Annotated in this window: 14 protein-coding genes and 6 pseudogenes; 6 read left to right on the plus strand and 14 right to left on the minus strand. The window is 58.8% G+C overall.

What is annotated here, in order from left to right:
- Positions 1-96: 96 nt before the first annotated feature.
- The gene (gene ubiM / locus AC0L3O_RS29160; protein ID WP_065010661.1) at positions 97-1,278 is read right to left on the minus strand and encodes a 5-demethoxyubiquinol-8 5-hydroxylase UbiM; all 1,182 of its coding nucleotides are present in this window, start codon (positions 1,276-1,278) and stop codon (positions 97-99) included.
- A gap of 878 nt (positions 1,279-2,156) precedes the next feature.
- A pseudogene (locus AC0L3O_RS29165) lies at positions 2,157-2,374 on the minus strand (ArdC-like ssDNA-binding domain-containing protein); the annotation flags it as partial.
- A 634-nt stretch (positions 2,375-3,008) separates the two neighbouring features.
- On the opposite strand from AC0L3O_RS29165, the pseudogene AC0L3O_RS29170 reads away from it, so the two are divergent.
- The 4 genes and pseudogenes from AC0L3O_RS29170 to AC0L3O_RS29185 all read left to right on the plus strand — a co-directional run.
- Positions 3,009-3,678, plus strand: a pseudogene (locus AC0L3O_RS29170) (aldehyde dehydrogenase family protein); the annotation flags it as partial.
- Between the two features lie 148 nt (positions 3,679-3,826).
- Positions 3,827-4,233: pseudogene (locus tag AC0L3O_RS29175) on the plus strand (transposase); the annotation flags it as partial.
- 349 nt (positions 4,234-4,582) lie between these two features.
- A complete protein-coding gene (locus tag AC0L3O_RS29180; protein WP_082982603.1) occupies positions 4,583-5,554 on the plus strand; it encodes a glycosyltransferase family 10 domain-containing protein in 972 nt (323 codons plus the stop codon).
- Between the two features lie 204 nt (positions 5,555-5,758).
- Positions 5,759-6,657: pseudogene (locus tag AC0L3O_RS29185) on the plus strand (IS630 family transposase); the annotation flags it as partial.
- Between the two features lie 81 nt (positions 6,658-6,738).
- On the opposite strand, the gene AC0L3O_RS29190 reads toward AC0L3O_RS29185, so the two are convergent.
- The 3 genes and pseudogenes from AC0L3O_RS29190 to AC0L3O_RS29200 form a co-directional block, all read right to left on the minus strand.
- Positions 6,739-7,110 (minus strand): hypothetical protein, encoded by a 372-nt coding sequence (locus tag AC0L3O_RS29190; RefSeq protein ID WP_473617349.1) that lies wholly within the window; start codon positions 7,108-7,110, stop codon positions 6,739-6,741.
- Positions 7,111-7,165: 55 nt separating this feature from the next.
- Positions 7,166-8,476, minus strand: coding sequence for an acyltransferase family protein (locus tag AC0L3O_RS29195; RefSeq protein WP_473533048.1), 1,311 nt, complete (start codon positions 8,474-8,476; stop codon positions 7,166-7,168).
- Between the two features lie 103 nt (positions 8,477-8,579).
- Positions 8,580-8,693: pseudogene (locus AC0L3O_RS29200) on the minus strand (transposase); the annotation flags it as partial.
- A gap of 65 nt (positions 8,694-8,758) precedes the next feature.
- Here AC0L3O_RS29200 and AC0L3O_RS29205 point away from each other — a divergent pair.
- Positions 8,759-9,316, plus strand: coding sequence for a hypothetical protein (locus AC0L3O_RS29205; protein ID WP_473617350.1), 558 nt, complete (start codon positions 8,759-8,761; stop codon positions 9,314-9,316).
- A gap of 24 nt (positions 9,317-9,340) precedes the next feature.
- Here AC0L3O_RS29205 and AC0L3O_RS29210 read toward each other — a convergent pair whose 3' ends face one another.
- From AC0L3O_RS29210 to AC0L3O_RS29230, 5 genes are all read right to left on the minus strand, one after another.
- Positions 9,341-9,661 (minus strand): GNAT family N-acetyltransferase, encoded by a 321-nt coding sequence (locus AC0L3O_RS29210; protein WP_473535611.1) that lies wholly within the window; start codon positions 9,659-9,661, stop codon positions 9,341-9,343.
- 201 nt (positions 9,662-9,862) lie between these two features.
- Positions 9,863-10,093, minus strand: coding sequence for a hypothetical protein (locus AC0L3O_RS29215; protein ID WP_473617351.1), 231 nt, complete (start codon positions 10,091-10,093; stop codon positions 9,863-9,865).
- Between the two features lie 539 nt (positions 10,094-10,632).
- Entirely contained in the window at positions 10,633-11,586 is a 954-nt protein-coding gene (locus tag AC0L3O_RS29220; protein WP_245430169.1) for a GDP-L-fucose synthase family protein, read from the minus strand.
- Between the two features lie 87 nt (positions 11,587-11,673).
- A complete protein-coding gene (gmd, locus tag AC0L3O_RS29225) occupies positions 11,674-12,774 on the minus strand; it encodes a GDP-mannose 4,6-dehydratase (protein ID WP_065010673.1) in 1,101 nt (366 codons plus the stop codon).
- A gap of 142 nt (positions 12,775-12,916) precedes the next feature.
- On the minus strand, positions 12,917-13,906 hold the full coding sequence (locus AC0L3O_RS29230) for a nodulation protein NodZ (RefSeq protein ID WP_065010674.1): 990 nt from the start codon (positions 13,904-13,906) through the stop codon (positions 12,917-12,919).
- A gap of 465 nt (positions 13,907-14,371) precedes the next feature.
- Between AC0L3O_RS29230 and AC0L3O_RS29235 the strand changes: the two are divergent.
- A pseudogene (locus tag AC0L3O_RS29235) lies at positions 14,372-14,927 on the plus strand (beta/alpha barrel domain-containing protein); the annotation flags it as partial.
- Positions 14,928-14,967: 40 nt separating this feature from the next.
- Here the strand turns inward: AC0L3O_RS29235 and AC0L3O_RS29240 are convergent.
- The 4 genes from AC0L3O_RS29240 to AC0L3O_RS29255 form a co-directional block, all read right to left on the minus strand.
- Positions 14,968-15,558, minus strand: coding sequence for a NodA family N-acyltransferase (locus AC0L3O_RS29240; protein WP_473617353.1), 591 nt, complete (start codon positions 15,556-15,558; stop codon positions 14,968-14,970).
- A gap of 477 nt (positions 15,559-16,035) precedes the next feature.
- Entirely contained in the window at positions 16,036-16,773 is a 738-nt protein-coding gene (gene fabG, locus AC0L3O_RS29245; protein WP_473617354.1) for a 3-oxoacyl-[acyl-carrier-protein] reductase, read from the minus strand.
- 310 nt (positions 16,774-17,083) lie between these two features.
- Positions 17,084-18,292, minus strand: a complete 1,209-nt coding sequence (locus tag AC0L3O_RS29250; protein WP_473617355.1) for a beta-ketoacyl-[acyl-carrier-protein] synthase family protein — start codon at positions 18,290-18,292, stop codon at positions 17,084-17,086.
- Complete coding sequence (locus tag AC0L3O_RS29255) at positions 18,293-18,574, minus strand: acyl carrier protein (RefSeq protein ID WP_065008438.1); 282 nt, start codon at positions 18,572-18,574, stop codon at positions 18,293-18,295.
- Between the last annotated feature and the right edge of the window lie 998 nt (positions 18,575-19,572).

The raw sequence follows: 19,572 nt of genomic DNA on the forward strand, positions 1-19,572 counted from the left end.
TGGGTGGCGCCGGCCGACAAATTTCTCACATCGAACCAAACTCGCCAGCCTGTTACGACGCCAGCACGCTGACGATGATGCTATGATGACTGCGGTTCACCGCCTCAGCATGGCCGCAATGCCATGACGGACAAAGGGAAGATGCTGGCCGAAGCGCAGCCCCACATGTCTTGCAAGCCGTGCCGCCGGGTGCTCGCTTGAGTAGAGTCCGACGAGAATATTCGTAGCATGGTAGAGCGGCGCCGCCGACAGGCGCAGTCGGCTTTCATATCTGTGGAGCATGTCGGGATCGGCAATGTCGCGACGGTCGCGCCATGCTGCCAGGATACCACGGGCGAGTTGCCTCTGGCCGCCGAGGCCGATGTTGAAGCCATGCGCGGTCACCGGGTGCATGCCAATGGCAGCGTCGCCTATCAATGCGGCGCTCGGCGCCCGGAACATGTGGGCCCAGGTGGTGACCAACGGATAGATATGGCGGCTGCTTGCCAAGCTCATGTTGCCGAGGCGCCCTCGACAGCGCTTCGTCAACTCCATCAGGAACAACTCGTCGTCGAGGGCAAGCAGTCCGTCGGCCTCGTTTGAGGGCAAAGTCAAAAGCAGCGACGACATGCCTCGCGCGAGGGGCAACATCGCTATCGTCTGATGGTGGTCGAACCATTCGATCGCGATCTGGTGGTGGGGGCGCTCGTGCCACACCCGGCAAATCAGCATTGAGCTGCCAAGCCGATTGATATCGGCGCCGATGCCGAGCAGATCGCGGGTGGCGGACAAACGCGAATCGGCGGCAACGAGAAGCCGAGCGGTCAGCTGCCTGCCATTGGAGAGCGTTACGACTGCTCCCTGATGGCTGTTTGTTGCACGCGCGACCGAGTGGCCGCACAGCAGCCGGGCATGGCCCTGCAAGCGGATGATCTTGAAAAGGGCATCGCGGATCCGGCAATTCGGAACCAGAACGCCCAGTGGTTCCGTGGATCCGTCGGGGGAATCGAAACACAGCGCAAAAGGACTCGATCCGTTGAGGACGCGTGCGCCTTGAAGCGGTGACTTGTCCGAAGCGGGGATAACATCCCAGGCGCCGAGCTCGCGAAGGATTCCAGTCGAGGCGTGGGTGAGCGCGATCTCGCGACCGTCGAAAGCCGCACTTGCCAGTGTTTGCAGGGACTGCCCTTCGACAACCGCCAGTTTGAGCTCGCTGTGGGCAAGCGATGCGGCGAAGGAAAGTCCGACCGGCCCGGCGCCAACGACAATGATGTCGAAGCTGTCGTCAAAGCCGGCCATCAGCGTGCCGCCAGCGCGTTGGCTATCTTCGTGAGACGTTGCTGGAGTCGAGCCGCATGTCGCGCATCGATTGCGCTGCGATCCAGTGCCCGCCGCATCGCCTCAAGCGGGTTTCTCACGTCGGTTCCTGGCCGGTGAATCGTCATTTGCCCGCCGTATGGTCTGGATTGTCAAGACGTTGGGAGCGACGATCAGGCTGTCGGTCAGCACATGCGTTTTCCCTTGAAGGACTGTCGATCAAACCACGCCGACGAGGACATGGCCTTGATCTGGGTCAGTCGAGGCGGGACCGGCGTCAGATGACCTCGATCCAATCCAGTCGTGTGCCAGCTGACCCCATGACGACGCAATGGCACCAGCTAAGGGGAACCAGGCGCGTCTGGTCTGGGAAGGGTGTTTCAGGACTTTTGCGATATCAGCGAATGACCGGCTCGCCATGGAAGCGCCGGCGCGAGGGCAGCGACACGCCGAAGCCGACTTCCATCATCAGCCGTGGCGTGCGCGAAGGCACGGTGTATATGGAGCCAAACGGATCTTCGACGAAGCCAAGCCGGCTTCGCCGGTCAGCGTGATCGGGCTGTCATCGCCTCGTTTTCGCATCAGCCAGTATTCCAGCGGCAGGCAAGCGGGGCGGCGGCACTCGAAAGAGCCGCCGCCCGGCTTGGCACCTATTCGCGGACGAACAGCGGCTGGACCCCGGCCCATTGATCGACCGTGCGCCCAGTCGATGCTCAGATTGGTTGCCGACCGCTTCGACCACGGCGCTGCCGGCCTCGAGCGTCTCGGCCATGACAAGACGTCGTCGTCGCAAAGTGCGAGCAAACGGGCGAAGACGGTGGCGAGGGCAAAGGCGTCGCCATTGCCGCCGGCTATCGCTGTGAGCGCTCGGTGACGGCGCCCCACAGGATCAGGATATTGATGCCGGAATAGCGGCGCTGGGTGGCTGCATTCCTGGGCAGGCCAAGGGCTGCCTGGTGCCGCGCTCCAGTTCGGCAACGATACGGTCTGTGATCTCCTGATAGAGGCTGGCGCCTGAGCGCCCGCCCTTGCCCGCGCCAGCCTCGCGGCTGCCGGAATGCTTGTTGTTTGCACGCATTGTCTGGTCCTCCGTTCGCCAATTGCGCCCTCCCCCGGAAGCGGGGTGGGCGGCGAAAACGACCGGAAAGGCCCGCCGTCGGAGGCGGACCGCATCCGAAGGACCGGAACGAAGAGGAGGACCCGAAGCGAAGCGAAGGGTTGCGGGATGCCGCGGCTGGCCTAGAAGGGAGTGCCGCCCACCCCGCTTCCGGGGAAGGCCACCACAAAATCGACGCCGGCCGGCTGGCCGGCGACCGTCAGCAGCCGACAGGCTGCCCGCGCCAGGGGGCGAATCCGGATGGCCGAGACCGCCTGAGCCTGCCGAAGAAGAAGCGGGCTCGGTTCACGAGCACCCGGCACGCGTCGTCAGGCGCGCGGGCGCCGTCAAAGCTTAGGCCAAATTGCCGCTTCCCGCGGATGCGTGGATGCCATGCCTTGCGCTGCGGTTATTAGATCGCAGGGCTCAACGCTCGGTGCCCCCGCCAGGCGTGCGGGCGAGAAAGGCGCTGAACAGGAATTCTCGTTCCAGGAACGGTCGTTCCTGTTCCATAACGCGGTCGGCAGGTCGACAGGGGCCCGTCGCTCGAGGTCCTATGCGAAGTGCGGTTACACATCCTGACGCAGCCAACCGCCGTTTTGAAGAGAAAGCCGGGATGCCTGCGTGCCAGCCGCTGATGCGCCATCTGAAACTCCCCGACCTGTTCGGCGCTGTCGACCGCATGCCGACGCTTGGCACGTTGTTGGGTGAGCGAAAGTTCGAGGGTCTTTAATCCATCCACCGGCGAAGTGTTGGCAGAGCTACCCGACATGGCCGCTGAGACGCGCACGGCGATCGACAAGGCTTATACGGCGCAGGCTGGATGGGCGGCGTTGACCGCCCGGGATCGCCGGGACTCGCTCTGGCGCTGGCATCAATTGATCATCGACCACGCCGACGACCTCGCTGCCATCCTCACAGCTGAGATGGGCAAGCCGCTTGCCGAAGCCAAGTCGGAAGTCTCGCATGCGGCGGCATATCTGCAATGGTATGCCGAAGAGGCCAACCGCATCTATGGCGAGACGATCTTCCCGCCCTCGACTGACCGGGGCATGCTGGTGGTCAAGCAGCCAATCGGCGTTGTTGGCACGATCACGCCATGGAATTTCCCGGCTTCAATGGTGGTGCGCAAGATCTCACCGGCTCTGGCGGCGGGCTGCACTGTGATATTGAAACCTGCCGCACAGACGCCGCTTGTTGCAGGCGCAATGTGCGCGGCCGGCTTTCCCGAAGGCGTCGTCAACCTGATCTTTGCTTGCAAAGGCGATGCCGTCGGCCGCACACTGATCAACCGATGAACTTGATCCACAGGCGCTTGAACCATGCGACGATGGCCTTGAGCCCTTCGGCTGGGCGCCGCGCTTGAGAAGGCGGTCATAGGCACGGCCGGCTTCGATCTGCTCGCGAGACATCTTGCCGGCCCAATGGATCGATGATGACTGCCTGCAGGTACTGCGCTGGATGTATGACCGGCGCGACCTTTCCGAAGTGCGGCCCGACCTCGCCCAATGGCTGGCCAAGTGGGAGACGCGCTGCTGCAAGCTGTGCCAGTGGGTGGAGGACAACATCGAGGAGACGCTCACCTTCAACCGGCTGCCACGCCAGCATCACAAGCGCCTGAAGAGCACCAAGATCCTGGAGCGGCTCAATCAGGAGATCAAGCGGCGCATCCATGTGGTGCGCATCTTTCCCAGCGATGAGAGCTGTCTGCGGCTCGTCCGCGCGCTCGCCGTCGAAACACACGAAAACTGGCTGGAGGCCATGCGAATCTCAACATAGAGCACCTGGCCGAGGACAAGAAGGAGATGCTGCGCAAGCTGGAGCACCCCAAGGCCGCCTGACGGCGGCGGGCGGGCTGGGCGCATGCGTTACTTGAAGACGCCGCGCCTGACCCGCCAACACCGGCGACCGTGATCGCAAATTTGCAGAAGACTCTGGACAGAACTCCCAAACTGCATCAAAAATAGTCAGAGCTAGATTATGGAAGCCGATTGAGATGGAGGAGGAGGGGTTACAAGCCTTTGTGCAGTTCTCCCAAATTTTTCGATATCGAAGGGCTTACCTGCGTCCCGTTTAGCCATCGATTCCGATCGTTTTAGCTTCATCTCACGACGGGAATAGGCGCAGAGAGGTCTGGCCCTGGTGCAGAAATTACTGCCGGTACCACCGAAGTGAAGGGGTCGAACTACTTTGTCTAGCGCCAAATTGCTGACGGAACGTCCGGCGCCCATTGTTGCTGCATGCCTCGATTCTTGGGGCGGTCTGGATGACGCCATCCACCATCTCACTCCAAAGGGCAGTGGAATCTGGAACGATGTCGCTTTTGTCCGCAAGACATCCTTCACGCCGGATTGGCATATAATCTTTAACTCTCCTTCTGTTTTTGGACTTCCTGTTGATATCGAGGCGAGCCCGAACAGGACAATTTTTGCGATCGGCGAACCGCCGACGAAAGCTCATCGCGCCCTCCATCTAGGGCAGGGGGAAAATACCATCGTTTTGACGTCTGACGCAGAGTTGGTAGCCCAGCAGAATGCAGGGCGTCGGTTCGTCTTGTCTCCACCTATCACTCGGTCTTGGTCTGTAAGAAAGTCATATGACCAACTTCTGGTCAGCGAAGTCGTTGACAAGCCGCGTCGGCTCTCATGGATTACCAGCAACATCGCCCTGCTTAAAGGACATCGATATCGGCTGGCGTTTTTGGAGCGGCTGAGAGAGGAGATCGAGTTCGACCTGTTCGGCCGAGGTTTTCACCTGATTGGAGATAAATGGGACGCACTTGCACCTTACCGCTACAGTATAGCTTTCGAGAATACTAGAGCTGATTACTATTTTACAGAGAAGCTTATGGACTGCTTCGTTGCTGAAACAATGCCGATCTATTACGGCAGCCCGGCAATCACGAGGTTCTTTCCGCCGGATTCAATGGTTCTGATTGATCCAGAGGACAAGAACGTAATTCAAAAGATCCGAGAAATAATCAACTCGGACCTCTGGAAGGAACGTCGCGATGCAATACGAGAGGCGAAGCGGTTGGTACTTGAGAAGTACAATATATTTGCTTATCTCGCGGGCTTCATCGAAAGCGTTCAGGACAAGCCTTTGCCGCCTAAAGTTATGCACATCGGTACGCCCGAGGTCGATTTTGGGGTAGACGAATGAACTGCAAGGTTTCGCTTCGCGCGCCCGGCGGTTGGTGGTCTGGCAGGGGTCCGTACGGAACACTCGGCGGAGAATGCCTCGAGCATCTTCGATTAAAACAGGGTCGGTTTGGGAATGACGCGAAGATCCTGTCTGATTCACTGTCCCGGTGATTTACGAGGATGTGATGATGATGAGGAGCCCAAGGGCGGACCTTGTGGGCGCGTGATTGCGGCCATTGAAGTCGGGATTCGACGCGGGAGGCGACGCGTCGCATCCGGATCGGTATTTCGATGGCCGGGAGTTGGTATCGCCGCTATCGCGAGACCGGCCAGATGGAAGCGCGCAAGCAGGGCCAGCCGTCGCGTTCGAAGCTCGATGCGCATGAGGCCTTTATTCTTGGCCTCATCGAGGACGCGCCGGACATCACGCTTGCTGAGATCGGGGAGCGCCTTGCCGCCGAGCGTGGCGTGCGGGCAGCGTCGTCCACGGTCCGGCTGTACCTCGACCGGCGCGGCATCACGTTTCAAAACAAGACGGCGCACGCCGCCGAACAGCAGCGCCCCAATGTCCTGCGCCGCCGCAGAACCTGGTTCGATGGCCAGCTCGATCTCGACCCCGAGAGGCTGATTTCCGTCCATGAGACCGCAGCATCCACAAAGATGGCGCGGTTGCGTGGCCGCAGCCTGCGCGGCGAACGATGCCGGGCGGCCGTTCCTCACGGCCATTGGAAGACTACCACCTTCACGGCCGGCCTGCGGCTGGGCGGCATGGCGGCGCCAATGCTGCTCGATGGCCCTATCAATGGTTGTGCCTTCCTCGCCTACGCCCAGCAGGTCCGCGCACCCGAGCTTCGCCCCGGCGACATCGCGGTCATGGACAACCTGCCCGCCCACAAGATCAGCGGCGCGCGCGAGGTGATCGAGAAGGTTGGCGCGGCTCCTGTTCCTGCCGCCATACTCGCCCGACTTCAACCCGATCGAGATGGCTTTCTCGAAGCTCAAGGCTCTCCTGAGAAAGGCTGCAACCCGAACCATCGACGAACGTCGGTCGTGGCCAACTGCCTCGCAGCTTTCACGGCCGAGGAATGCAGGCACTATTTCGAGGCAGACGGCTATGACCCCGGAATAAGTCGAGTCTGCTCTAGCTGCGCAAGCGGGCCGAGACGGGCGCACGACAATCGTATGCCACCGGGCTGCTGCTGATCAGGCGAACTGGGGAAGGCCCGGAACGGAATTGAGGACCTCGTCCACGAGTTCGACGCCGGCATGTTCCTTGGCGAAGGCGATCGTCTCGTTAGCAAGGCCGGCGATATTTCCCAGGCTGAGACCCTCGTTCATCAATTGCTGGCCGAAACCCACCACGCCGCCTCCGGCGAGGACGCTGCCGCTCTCTGCGTCCTCACCATCATGCTTCGCCACTAATTCCGAAGCTCCGGGAATGGCCTCGATCATGCGCGCAGCGGGACCGTCGGCTGCCTCGCGTTGCAGGAAACCCAGCATCATGCCAACGGCCTTGTCTGCGAGAGCCAGGTCGACGCCGACATTGGTGGCGATGCGTGATACGAATTCTTCCAAGGCAGGGCACCTTTCGTTTTATTGAGGTCAGAATGATTAGCTATGTTTGTCCCGCTCAAATGGTTGAGCGCAGCGCCAGTCTACGCCTCCGCAGTCTTACGCAAAAACCTCTCAGGTATTGGTCCACCCTCTTGGCTACTTCCATGGACTTCACGTCTACAAGGCGCTGAAACGGCACCGCAGCAATGATGGTGGTTACAAGTACAATGACGACAGTGCTACTAGCCGCAATGGCATGCCCCCATTGGATAGTCCAGAGATAGACAAAGCACCCGAGGGAACAAAGGACAGGGAAATGAAGAAGGTAGACCGAGAACGACAATCGACCTAGGAGTGGGAAAAAGTATGACGAGAAGGCTCGCTGAAGCGAGGGAAGCGCGAGAACGCTAGCGACAAGGAAGGCTGCACCGACGCAGTGCATTGCGTCCTTCAGGGGATTAAAGTCGATTGGGGAGAGTTTGATGATCGGCTCATACAAGATGGCGTTTGAGAAGCCGCCAAGATAGATGGCAGCAAGAAAGATTACGATCTTAGCTTCGTGAGGCCATTTCGCTGGAGAAACGCGAGTCAGGAGGACGCCGACCCCGAACGACAAGGCGAAGGGCAGGTAAGCTATATGGACCGCAAAAGAGAGAGCCGCGGCAAAAACTGTGACGAGGGCGAAGGTGAACCACCTCGCAGCGAAGGCGAACATGAAGGCTAAGTATGAACCCACGAGCTCAATGGACATCGTCCAGAGTGGTGAATTGAGTTTGTTCTTACCGAGAAATAAGGACTCATATAGGGCCTCCTGGGCGATGGTCGCGGCCGTAATTGAGCTAGGGTAATACCAGGTCAGCCAGACCGAGCCCGTGAGTGGGGCAACTTCAAGATTTCTCATCAGCCCCATGGCAAAAATGGTACCGGCAAAAACGATTGAAGCTGCGATTGGAATGCCGAGGCGGGGTATCCGTCGGATTGCTCTGGATACAAGCACCGACGCATTTCCAGTGTCAGCAAAAGACTTGGTAAGGACGAAGCCGCTTAGAACGAAGAATACACAAACCGCAAAGCTTCCGTTGATAAGCATGCTGAATGGGGGGAGAGTTAGAAGCTGAGCAGGCCATCCGATTTCTGGCCACGCTGCTTGCGCCAACGGGTACATGGTTTTGAATATCCCTGGCTCGACAGCGAAGAGGGCGTGAGACAAGAGGACGCCAACTGCAGCCAGCCCCCTCAACCCCTCTAAAGCAATAAAACGCCCAGATCCGGCCTGCCCCGCCGCCATTCCGTTCATGGATACTCTGCCCCTTATGATGCGCCGGTTTCGCCTTGGTCTTCCTACAAAGTCCACGCTCGTGAACGTGAGCTGGAAAGCACGGGACATTGGCTTTCCTGTACGGCGCTATGCAGCATCATGACGGATGGGTAAACTTGATTGTTTGGATATAATGCATCCATGGGATGGATATGCGGGCCATGCCCACCGGCGACAGCCGGTCCTGGATCTGACACTCGGCCTGATCGTCCGAGAGACAGTAGAGCGCCTGCAGCACCATGATCTTCAACATCATCACCGTATCAAAGGGCGGCCGTCCGCCCTTGGCGCCATCCGCTCGATGAGCATCGTATCTTCGTCGAGTGGGCCAAGCCCCGGGCCGGCGCAAAGGTGAAACGCGCGCAAAGGCGCTCCTTCGATCGCCGACGGCGACATGCGGCTCCGAATCTGATCGACCGGTTGCTGGCAATGACGGCTCCGCTGGTCTCTCGTTCCACCCAGCAGGACCGCAACCGTCTGTTCCTGGTGAAGAGCGAGAAGAAGGACGCGGTGACGCTTATTGCCGAGGCGACCTTATCGCACGCCCTGAAGCCGTTCATCAAACGCTCCAATGCCCGGATCGCCGTCTGGACAAGGCCGCACCCGAGCGGGCCCGGCAGCTCGCCCAGCAGCGATGGCTTCCAGGTTCTGCAGATCGAAGTGCGGCGCCTGGGCACCGAGAACGCCGCTCTGCTGAAGCGTATCCTCGAAGCCGAAACGGAGGTCGATCGCCAGAGGCGTCACAATGCCCGCCTCGTCGCAGAACGCGAGGAAGTCCAAAGCCAAAACGCTGATGCAAAAGGCCCCGACGGCCCTAACCTGCGAAAATGGCCAACTATCGACCATTCGGCTGTAGCATTTATATGGTTCCGCTTCCGTTCCGTCACATTGTGCGGCAGGTTGCTTTGAGCCAGCCTATAGCAAACTCTGAGTCTAGATTATCCGACAGAGCCGAGGGCCGACTTCCTCGAACCCGTTCCGCAGATAGAAATCGAGCGTGCGCTTCCATTTTGGTTGCCCGGGCGCTCCAACCTCAAGTCGCTTCCAACCACGAGCACGGCTTTCCTGCGAGGCGACCTCAAGCAGATGAGGGGCAATCCCTTTGGAGCGCATGTCGGGTCGAACATACAGCTCCGAAATGTAGCCGAACTTGCCTCCTGCATAGATCGCCGTGCATTCATTCAGCACCATGATGCCGACCGGCTCGTCATCTGCACTTGCGATCACAGCGACCACGCCGGCGTCGGCAAGCACTGTCTCCGCGCTTTGTCTCACGACGTCGGGCGTGGGCGCTTTCCCGCCAGAGAGTTCATCGAGTAGCGCGTGACTGAAACGGCCGACCGTCTCTGCGTCCGTTGCGTTGGCGCGGCGAGTAGATATGAAAGGAATATTTTCTCCTGGTAGTGATCAAAATCCCGATTCATGCTGCCATCCGCGCAGGTCCGACTCATTCTTTTAAGTAACTCGGACTAATGAACAGCATTTTTCGTAAAAGGTATGATAATGCCAATCAAACCAAGCCAAGCTCACCGCATAGGCGGTCACCTGCCACTGCCATCCCAGAGCATCAGGATGATCGCGCTGCGCGACAGCTTGGCGAGCTGCAGACGCGAGCGACTGGTTCAGGGCAAGCCGCTTCGCCATCAACGAGACCCGCTGCAGCAGGGTTGTAAATGCCCGCACCATGGCGCCGCAAATCCGCGCTTGTGGCGCCATGACGTTGAGGCGAGTGAGTTCGGCGCTAACAACGCCGACTGAATCCGATCGGAAGGGTGCCCGACCGCGCCGAAAAGGCGCGATCTTGGATGGCGACGCGATCGCCTGCGGATAAGCGCGAGTTGACCGTCGACGTCCGCCATTTCCGTTTGCACCGCCTTGGACAAGGACTGCCCCGGGGCATGATGCGGGCCTGGTTGGCGTCCGTGTCGAGGCCAGGTTCGTAGGCAGCGGCTCCCGTGAGGTTGAGCAGTTCTAACTCGTGGCTTGAGTTGACGGCGCTCACGCACAGCCGTTCCAGGTGCGCCCCGTTGTGCGGCCTTCCCATTGGCTTGGCCAAGCTTCTGGGTGATCCTCTGCATCGCCGGTGGCAGAGAGGTCCGGTTTGCAACGTTAGCACAGGCCAATATTGCGGCCCCCTCTGGGCATGTATGCGTCCCTGTTTGGCCTGACTGAGCCAGCTTGCACCCGGTCGGACATGCAGTCCAACCAGGATGCGCGCATCCACGTCAAGCCCCATGAAGGCGGAGAAAATCCTCGTATGTCGCTTGCAACCCGGCACCAAGGGACGTTTTGGCTTTCCAGCCAAGGTTACGCAAGCGCGTTACGTCCAGTAACTTGCGCGGAGTACCATCTGGCTTCGTCGTGTCGAATACCAAATCGCCCTTCCAGCAGACCGCCGCCTTGACGAGTTCCGCCACCTCGCGAATTGTGACGTCCTCGCCAACGCCAACATTAATCAGGGGCGCAGTGTCGGGGGCAGTTAAGGCGTCAAAATCTGAATCTGGCAGGCCAAGCAGGAACGCAATGGCATCGCCTACATCCGACGAATACATAAACTCTCGCCGAGGGTTTCCGGATCCCCAGACCTCCACCGAGGAATCGCCGTTCATTTTAGCTTGATGAAACCGGCGTATCAGAGCGGGCAGAACGTGGCAATTTTCGGGGTGATAATTATCGCCGGGACCATATAAGCTGGTCGGCATCAACGCGAGATAGCGCGCCTTGTACTGCCGGTTGAAAGACCAGCATGATTCGACACCTGCGATTTTTGCCAAAGCGTAAGGACGATTAGTCGCTTCAAGCGGACCGGTGAGAAGGTATTCCTCCCGTATCGGCTGCGGACAGTCGCGTGGATAGATACACGAGGAGCCAAGAAAAATCATCCGTTCGACGCCGGAAGCGTGAGCGGCATCAAAAACACTGACTTGAATCGCGAGGTTGTTATGAAGGAAATCGACAGGGGAGCTAGCGTTCGCCAGTATACCACCAACCTTTGCGGCGCACATTACGACGTAATCAGGCCGCCGCGACATGAAGAACCTGCGCGTCTCGCTCCGGTCAAATAGATCCAGTTGGTCGTGAGTACGTGTTATTATTTCATAGGAACCTAAAGCCTCGAGGGCTCTCATTGTGGCGGATCCAACAAGGCCGCGATGGCCTGCCACATAGACTTTCTTCATCTTTTTGTTTTCCATTGATAAGGCTCTGGACTTTCCTTAAGAAGACCACAATATCACTGACAACAAGCCAGCATGGCGCCACCATTATCAGCATAACTCTCGTGGACTGTGTGAATAATAACCCTGCTTCATCAGCACTGCGTCACGCTCTGCCATGCGCAAATCTTCCCGAACCATCTCCCTAACCAATTCGATGAAGGAGATTTTGGGCGCCCACCCAAGTTTTTCTTTGGCCTTGCGGGCATCGCCGAGAAGTGTCTCGACTTCTGCAGGACGAAAATAACGGGGATCTACTTTTACGATCAGAGCTCCCGTCTTTGCATCGTACCCCTCTTCGTCGACCCCTTCCCCAACCCAACGAACATCGATGCCGAGTTCAGCGGCCGCGACGGTGACGAATTCGCGCACCGAATGTTGCTCACCGCTAGCAATAACAAAGTCTTCAGGTTGCTCCTGCTGCAGCATCAACCACTGCATCTGGACGTAGTCTCGAGCGTGCCCCCAATCGCGACGCGCATTAAGGTTGCCCAGGAATAGAGTCCGCTGCATTCCAAGCTTAACCCGAGCCAGGGCACGCGTGATTTTGCGCGTTACAAATGTTTCACCGCGCGCGGGTGACTCATGATTAAATAAAATACCGTTACATGCATACAAATTGTAAGCTTCTCGATAATTTACGGTGATCCAGTGAGCATACAATTTGGCAACAGCGTAGGGTGATCGGGGGTAGAACGGTGTCGTCTCGGTCTGTGGCGTTTCCCGCACCAGCCCGTAGAGCTCAGACGTCGAGGCTTGGTAGTAGCGCGTATGCTCGACGAGCCCCAGGATCCGAATTGCCTCGAGGATACGCAGCGCACCCAAGGCATCGGAGTTCGCGGTGTATTCAGGTTCTTCAAAGGAGACTGCAACGTGGCTCTGAGCTGCCAAATTGTAAATTTCGTCCGGCTGAACCAGTTGAATGACGCGCGTAAGGCTGGACGAATCTGTCAAGTCCCCGTGGTGAAGTGTAAGATCAACGCCAGTTTCATGAGGGTCATGATAGAGATGGTCTATACGGCCCGTATTAAAAAGAGACGATCGTCTCTTTATCCCGTGCACAGAATAGCCCTTTTCTAAAAGCAATTCTGCGAGGTAAGAACCGTCTTGGCCCGTGACCCCGGTGATTAAAGCGACTTTTCTCTTTGACAAGCTTGAATCCTTTTGATTTTGACGCGCCCAAGAAAATACTCGCCTGCGGCGGGATTGCGTGGCGAAAAATGGGGCGCATTGGCAGGGCGAACGGGGCCTCTGCGCGAAGGCTAGGGAGAGTTCGAGCGGGCTGCCAACCCTTTCATGGAGCCGGGGAACGTTCGAAAGAGTTATCAATCAAGATCAAACGACGCGGGTCATTCAAATCGAATTCGACAATTCGTGGCACGAAGAGGCGGGCATAGCGTGTGAAGGCGCTAGTCGGAGGAAAGCGAATTACAGTGTCGCATCTACCGAGGAGATACATCTCAACGAGAGCGGAAAAACCCCCGTCGGTGCCCAGTGCTGCACTGTGTAAGGGGCCGGCCTGATCCGCTTGGAAGCGTTTTGGGACGGTGAAAAGTTCGGGAAATACGCCCGACAAGTGATCAACAACCTGGGCGCTGTCTGTACACAAGAACACCCTTACAGGCCTTGGATGCGGTTGCGCTTTGGCCATACGAATGGCAGTGCATACCTGCTCTAAGGCAACCTTTGGATCAGCCCAGTAAGGTGCGTGATCCATAATACCTTCGCCGTTGCCGTGGCGGACATGGACTCCAATTATGCTGTGCCCGTCAAAATGTTCCTGGTAGAGCGCTTCAATCCGATCCTCAATTTCGACCCTCGGTCTGATGCTCCGAAATATCGTTCGCTCGGCTTGCTCATCGCAGCGCCACATCAAGCAAGCATCACACACTACCGTGTTGGCTTCACAATCATCTTGGGCCTGGAAAAGATCGTTAAGCTCGTCACGTTCTTGGAAAATCTGTTCATCCGGACGGTACACGCAGTCGATGGATGGCTTGTTCCACCACGACGGGAAGAAGGGACCGGGGAATGAGACGTGGTTGATCTCGTCATCGCAAATGACCCGTACACCACCGATCTCTTCAATTGGCTTGAAGAAAGCCGGAAAGGCATTCGCAAACGGGTTGTCGAGGTAACAAGAGCCGCGCCAATCTATTGCTAAAGCCCGTCCCGTCCGATGTGCGTAGTCCCATGCCGACGCGAGAGACCACAGGCAATCACCGAAACCCGTGCGCCGTCGAGAAACAACGAACCGATCCATCCTTGAGCCATCAACAAGCATCTAAATTGCCTCTTTCCAGAACACCACAAGCCTCAGCTTTGCTGCTGTCTTTGAGGCAAGCGCCTGCGCAATTCGGGGAAGCTTGTCGTGCTGCGCCAATGCGATGTAGCTTGCGTCGATCGCGGAAGTGCCTGGCCGCGATGGACGCGCGCCTGGACGGGTCTTCGACGCAGACCAGAGAATGCTCTTCGGAGCCAACGCAAACATCAACCACTTCCCTAAGCCTTACATCCTTGAATTCTTTCTATGCAACGTGCCGTACCATCGGTAAAATCGTCTGTTTCGATGAAACGCATCCACGTCATGGATAGCTAGTGACATGGGTTCCAGGGCGTTGACCTGAACCCTCTCGTTGTGCGTCACAGCTAATCCCAGCGGAACCTTACGGCGGCAGCACGCAGCATGACCCACGTCAGCCGGCCATGAGCGCGGCCGCGACGACGACATCCGAACGGAGCCGTTGACATGACTTCACTTGCACCACTTCCTCAGATCATCATGGAGCCCATCGTGCGCCGTGACCTGCTGGAAGACCTGGGCAGAGCCGGCGATATCACGAGCGATGCAATTATCGCCGCCGATTGCAAAGCCAAGCTTTCGCTTAACGCGCGCCAAGCGGGCAAGGCTACGGCCGCGTTTGTCGAAGCGATATGCGGTCAGGCGCCAATCACCGCTTCGCGCTCGACGACGCGGTGCTCATCAAGGACAACCACATCGGCCATTGCCGCGACATCCCCACCGCAATCGAGCGGGCGCGTAGCGTCATAGGTCACATACAAGATCGAGGTAGAGGTGGACAGGCTGGACCAGTTGGAGATAGCCCTTACAGTGGGCGTCGACGCCTCGACAACATGTCGGTCGAGGAGCTTGCGCAGGCTGTGGCTATGTCGGGCGCCGCGCGATCACCGAGACCTTGGGCCGAGTAACGCGGGCGAGCGCCCCGGCAACTGCGGCGACCGGCGTGGACCTCATATCGATTGGCTGGCTTACCCACAGCGCGCCCATTCTCGACATCGGTCTCGCGCTTGGCGCCGGCGCCATCACCCGGCACTTCAAGATGTTCATAGCTCCGGACCGTTCCGAACGATCAGGGTGCCGGATGGCCACTCGCTCATCGAGCGTCCAATCGGCACAACCACTACGAGCACGTCCTCCACGCGCGTGGGCGGCAGGTCGAGATACACATCTGCGAGAGTGGACCGCACGCGAACGCCCGACACAATCGCCGCCAGGCCGTCTCTGCAGAACCTTTCCATATGGTTCCGCATCGCGTGCCGAACGGTGCCGAAAGCGAATGGAACCCCAAGCTGCTGCAATACTGGATATACAACGCGCATTGAATGACTGATCCCTTGTCCCTCAAGATCCGGACGCACCCCGTACAACCCCAGGTCGGCCACTAGGAGCTCGACCTCGTCAACCTTGATGAAGCGGCGTAGTATGCCGATATGAGCCGCTACGCCGTGCGCGTCGTAGCTGATTGCGCGGAGTTCCGGCCTCGCACCGGCCCAGCTACGGCCGCCTTCGAATGGCTCTGAGTTGAAGGCCCCAGTCGGTCCGTAGGTCTTTCGGAAAAACTCGGAGAGTTCGACATGATCGGCCTGTTGCAACTCATTTTCCCAGCACAACCTCCACCGCACGTCAGAGCACATGGAAAACCTCATCTTTGTTGCTATTTTGTTGGGGAAGCGCCTAGCAGGGGGACGCTTGTCGAATCGAGCCGGCTCGATGTAGCTGGCGCACCGAAGAAACTAGCCGCAATGAACATGCGACCCCGTTGTGTTCCGAGCACACCGGAAGGCGCACACCAGAACAATACTGCTCTGAACCAATGCAAAAATTCGATAACTAGCTATGGCTTACATCTTTGAAATATTACTATGCGACGTTCTGCGGCATTGGCAAAATCGTTTCTTTGGATTAATGCATCCACGCTATGGATAGGAAAAGACATGCGGTTCAAAGAACTTGATCTAAATCTCCGCCCACGGCGGCCTTGATCAGGAGGCTTCGACCCGGCCAGTTGCCCGACCGACCCGCTCGTCAGTTGCCAGACCAACCGACTGCTATGGGTGCGAACCTTCCCCCACTGTTGATAGCCGTCATCGGGCCGCACTGAACTTTTCACGCTAAATCATCGCCATGCCGCCATTGACGTGAATGGTCTGGCCGGTGACATAGGCGGCTTCGTTGGAAGCGAGGTAAGCGACGGCGGAGGCAACTTCGGCGCTGGTGCCCATGCGCCGTGTCGGAATCGCCGCCATGATCGCCTCTTTCTGCTTGTCGTTGAGCTTGTCGGTCATCGCCGATTCGATGAAGCCCGGCGCGACGCAGTTGACGGTGATGTTGCGCGTGGCGATCTCCTGCGCCAGCGACTTGGAAAAGCCGATCATGCCGGCCTTGGAGGCGCAGTAGTTGGTTTGGCCGGGATTGCCGGTGACGCCAACCACAGAGGTGATGTTGATGATGCGGCCATGCCGGCGCCGCATCATCGGATGGGTGAGTTCGCGGGTCAGCCGGAACACGGCGGTCAGATTGACCTCGAGCACCGAATCCCAGTCGGCGTCCGACATGCGCACAAACAGCCCGTCCTTGGTGATGCCGGCATTGTTGACGAGAATGTCGACGCCTTCGAGATCGGCCTCGACCTTCTGGCCGAGCGCCTTGACCTCTTCGCGATTGGAAAGGTTCGCCGGGAACAGCTTGACCCGGTCGCCGAGCTCGGCCGCCAGCGTTTCCAGCTTCTCGACGCGGGTGCCGTGCAGGCCGACGACAGCGCCCTGCGCATGCAGCACCCTGGCGATCGCCTCGCCGATGCCTCCCGATGCGCCTGTGACGAGCGTCTTGCGGCCGGTCAGATCGAACATTTATCGATTCCCTTTCTAAGGACCGGCTTCGCACGGGAGCGGTCACTGGCGGCCCTGCGCCTTCCAGACATTATCGGGTACAGCTTTGGACAGGCCCTCGAGCCGAACTCGAAGGGCCTCGCTAAACCTTCCGGGTAGCGGTACGTCCAAGTCGCTTCAACAGTTGAGAATTTTGAAAAAAACGGACCCCGGCTCGTCCAGCTTCCGCTGCCACTTGGCGCATTCCCCGAGGCGGTCCAAGGCGACGTCCTTTACAATCGTGATCCGGCCATACGAGAGATGGAGTTACTGGAGGCATCTCGAATGGCTTCTACACCTGCTTGAACGCCAGAACTGCGTTCATGCCGCCCATGGCGAAGGCGTTGCTCAGTGCCACGCGCACCTTGCGCTCGCGCGCCCCATTGGGCGTGACGTCGAGATCGCAATCGGGGTCCGGCTCGCGATAATTGGCGGTCGGCGGCACGACGCCCTCCTGGATCGCCATCACGGAGGCGATCATTTCAAGTGCGCTCGCTGCGCCGAGGCAATGCGCATGCATGGACTTGGTGGACGAGACAGACATCGAATAGGCATAGTCTCCGAAGACGCGCTTGATTGCCGCCGTCTCGGTCTGATCGTTGGCCTTGGTGCCGGTGCCATGGGCGTTAAGGTAGTCCACGTCCTCGGCATTCAGCCCGGCGTCGGCAAGGCAAGCGCGCATCGCGGCCTCCGGCCCCTCGATAGACGGCGCGACGATGTGGAAGGCATCGCCGGAAAGGCCGATCCCTGCGATCTCGGCAAGCATTGTGGCACCGCGCGCCGCGGCATGCTCATAGCTTTCCAGCACGGCCATGCCCGCACCCTCGCCTAGCACCACTCCCTTCCTGTCGGCGGAGAAGGGCCGGCAAGTATCCGGAGCGAGCGCGCGCATTGCTTCCCATGCCTTCATCTGAAGGCATACGAGCGGCGCTTCGGCGCCCCCGGCAAGCATCACGTCGGCCCGGCCGAGCCTGATCTGATCCGCCGCCGAAGCGATCGCATGGTTGGCTGATGCGCATGCGGAGGCGATGGCAAAGACCGGGCCGCGCAGGCCGAGGCTCATGCTGACCTGGCTGGCAGCGGCGCTCGGCAACCCCCTTGGTGCAGTGTAAATGCCAGCACGCTTCGCGCCGCCCAAAAGGAGGGCGCGGTAGGTGTCTTCAACCGTTCCCCAGCCCCAGCCGCAGACACCCACTGTCGCGCCGAAGCGATTCGGATTTCCCTGATCGCAGGAAAGTCCAGCGTGTTGCATGGCTTCGCGCGCTGCAAGCACAGCGAGCAAGCCGACGCGGTCCATGGAGACGAGCTGGTTGCGGCCGATGTCGTGCTCGGGCAGTTCCTTGATCTCGGTACCGACAATGCCCTTCATCTCATGAAGCTCGGAACTGACCATCGGGCGGATGGCGGAGCGGCCTTCGCGCATCTCTTTCCAGATGGAGGCGGCGTTGTTGCCTAGGCCGCAAAGTCCGCCCATCCCAGTAATGACGACTCGCCTGTCCAATCAGACCTCCTTCGCGAGCAAACCGCGGACGGCTTCCACCATGTCGCCGACATTCTTGAGATTCGACCAGGCGTCGGCCGCGTTCATGTCTATCTTGATGTCGTAGGCCTGCTCCACATCCCAGAGGAGATCCGCCAGACCCAGCGAATCGACTCCGAGCGAGGTCAGTTCCGTGGCAGTCGTTATTTCGCCGATGATGGACACACTCTTTCCCTGGCCGCTCTCCGATTCGAGGCGGTTCTTGATCGTGGCAATGATTTCCGTTGCGAGTTGATCAGCCATTCTGTTCCTTTCCATAGCAATGCCTTTTGACGTGGGTGCGGCGTCATACCTCTGCCAGTCACGTCGCGAAAATCGTCCTGACCAGGCTTGTGCCACTCACCAACAGCAATCGGATTAAAGAGACCTGATGAGTTCCGGTTTGGTCTGCGGCGTAGGCATCCAACTGCAACTCATTCGGATTAAAGAGACCTGATGAGTTCCGGTTGGTCTGCGGCGTAGGCATCCAACTGCAACTCATTTTCCAGGGGCAACTTCCATCGCACGTCTGAGCTCATGGAAATTTCACCTTTCGGGCTCTTTTTTCGCAGTCGTCACACGATAAGGGTAGCGGGCGATCAGGGCGTGTGAGGTGCTGTCAATGCGAGATTCCGGACGATTGATAAAATCGTTTGTTTCAATGAGAGCATCCACCCTGTGGATAGAGATACATTACAATGAACGGGCAAGCCTCTGGTTGCGGGAGATAATGCTACAGGAGACATCCCGCATAGCTCCACGCAAGAGCTCGGCACGTCTCGGGCGCTGGTAGATGCTCAGCGCCTCACACTCGCTCTCTACGGTGCGACGAAGCGCCCTGGCGGTCGCGGAAGGCACAAAGGTTACCGATTCGCAGGGTGGATTCATCCTGTGGGTCGAGCTTCCGAACACCATCGATTCGCTCGACACTTTCAGGGCTGCATCGCGGCGGCGGCATGGGTGGTATGGGTTTCTAAGGTCTGCGCCTCTCACCAATCTCAAAGGGCGGCAGCAATGCCGCCCCCTTTTTTGGAACGGAGCCGGTCGGAAAAGGTTTGGGGCTTGGTCATCGGTGGTTCCTTCGAATCAGGTTGTGTCAGCAACCCAACGCTACCGAAGAACATCGATGACTGCCGCTACGCCGCTCGCTCGCTTGTATGGGCTAATCTTTGTCAAGGTGATCTTTCAGTCGTTCCGTCTCCTTGTTCAGCTGTGGCGCCCCATTTGTTCCTGCTTTGGCTCCGGGGTTCATTGGGGGCGCC

The organism is Mesorhizobium sp. WSM4810, assembly GCF_055811235.1.